This is a genomic window from Streptomyces sp. MnatMP-M17 (assembly GCF_900091995.1).
GTDB lineage: Bacteria > Actinomycetota > Actinomycetes > Streptomycetales > Streptomycetaceae > Streptomyces.
In genome coordinates this window covers 1-1,550 of the sequence record NZ_FMDK01001178.1, presented here as the reverse complement: position 1 = coordinate 1,550, position 1,550 = coordinate 1, and the positions used below count along the sequence as shown (strand labels likewise).

Here is a 1,550-nt window from a genome sequence, read left to right as displayed (position 1 = left end):
GAGATCTCCCCCTACGAGCTGGCGGGCGCGGCCGATGTCGACGCCGCCGTCGCCGCCGCGCTCGCCGCCTTTCCCGGCTGGGCGGGCGCCACGCCGGGCGCGCGCTCCGACGCCCTCCACCGCTTCGCCGAGGTCCTCGCGGAACAGGCCGCAGACTTCGCGCACGCCGAGACGCTCCAGTGCGGCAAACCGATCAGACTGTCCACCGAGTTCGACGTCCCGGGCACCGTCGACAACACCGTCTTCTTCGCGGGTGCGGCCCGCCGTCTCGAAGGTGTCTCCGCCGGTGAGTACAGCGGCGACCACACCTCCTATGTACGCCGAGAGCCGATCGGTGTCATCGGCTCCATCGCGCCCTGGAACTATCCGCTCCAGATGGCCGCCTGGAAGATCCTCCCGGCCGTCGCCGCGGGCAACACCATCGTGCTCAAGCCCGCCGAGATCACTCCGTTCACCTCGCTGATGTTCGCGCAGGCCGCCCAGCGGGCCGGACTTCCCGACGGTGTGATCAATGTCGTCTCCGGCGCGGGCCCGGACGCCGGTGAGCATCTCGTCGGCCACCGCGATGTCGTGATGACCTCCTTCACCGGTTCCACCGCCGTCGGCCGCCGCGTCGCCGAGATCGCCACCGCCACGGTCAAGCGGCTGCATCTGGAACTCGGCGGCAAGGCGCCCTTCCTCGTCTTCGACGACGCGGACCTGGAGGCGGCGGTCCACGGCGCGGTCGCCGGGTCGCTCATCAACGCCGGCCAGGACTGCACGGCCGCCACCCGCGCCTATGTCCAGCGTCCGCTGTACGACGCCTTTGTCGCCGGAGTCGCCGCGCTGATGGAGACCGTACGCATGGGCGATCCGCTGGACCCGGAGACCGACCTCGGCCCGCTGATCTCGCACAGCCACCGGGACCGCGTCGCCGGCCATGTCGACCGGGCCCGTGACCACGCGCGTGTCGTCACCGGCGGCGAGGCGCCCGGAGGCGAGCTCAAGGAGGGCGCGTACTACCGGCCCACGCTCATCGTGGACGCCGCCCAGAACAGCGAGATCGTCCAGTCCGAGATCTTCGGACCGGTCCTTGTCGTCCTGCCGTTCGACACCGACGACGAGGGCATCCGCCTCGCCAACGACACTCCGTACGGCCTCGCCGCCTCCGCCTGGAGCCGTGACGTCTACCGCGCCGGCCGCGCGACCCGGGAGATCAAGGCCGGCTGCGTCTGGGTCAACGACCACATCCCGATCATCAGCGAGATGCCCCACGGCGGCTACAAGGCCAGCGGGTTCGGCAAGGACATGTCCGTGTACTCCTTCGAGGAGTACACCCAGGTCAAGCATGTGATGTACGACAACACCGCGGTGGCCAGGAAGGACTGGCACCGCACGATCTTCGGCGACCGCTGTTAGGACCTGGATCGGCCGGCCGCCGGTCTTCTCACCCACCCGAAAGGGCACAGCGCATGGAGCAGTACGAGCCCGACCGTCTCTCCGCGGCCCAACTGGCCGCCGTGCGGCGCAGCATGACCAGTGGCCGGGGCGCCCTGACCCGCCGCTCGATG

At 70.2% G+C, this 1,550-nt stretch carries 1 protein-coding gene; it reads left to right on the top strand.

Going from position 1 to position 1,550, the window contains the following annotated elements:
- Positions 1–3: 3 nt before the first annotated feature.
- The gene (locus GA0115259_RS37545) at positions 4–1,398 is read left to right on the top strand and encodes a gamma-aminobutyraldehyde dehydrogenase (protein WP_093605045.1); all 1,395 of its coding nucleotides are present in this window, start codon (positions 4–6) and stop codon (positions 1,396–1,398) included.
- Positions 1,399–1,550: the final 152 nt, after the last annotated feature.